At 38.5% G+C, this 278-nt stretch carries 1 protein-coding gene; it reads left to right on the forward strand.

The genetic code is table 11. The features are described from left to right. Positions 1 to 278, forward strand: a 278-nt coding sequence (locus E1171_RS23005) for a hypothetical protein (protein ID WP_425509585.1), incomplete at both ends; no start/stop codon positions are given.

Raw genomic sequence — 278 nt, forward strand, 5'->3', positions numbered from 1 at the left:
ACGGCTAACATCACTACTTTTAAGGCAAATCTTAATATTGGCGATTTAGGAGCTATAGGAGTCGCTGCGGATGAAAATAACCTTACGGGGACACTGCTATTAGATGTAGTGGGCATTGAATCCAAAGACATTACTTCACTCATCCCTCTGCCTAAGTCAATTTCTCTTGCATCAATACAAGATGCAGTTGAAGCCATTATTGTGATTAAAAATAAAATCTATGAAGATGGTACCAAAATTGAACCTCAGGTAATTGCTGTGAAAAAAGTTGGGGGAGA

Origin of the sequence: Xanthovirga aplysinae, assembly GCF_009711365.1 — a bacterium.
In the GTDB taxonomy this organism is placed as follows: domain Bacteria; phylum Bacteroidota; class Bacteroidia; order Cytophagales; family Cyclobacteriaceae; genus Xanthovirga; species Xanthovirga aplysinae.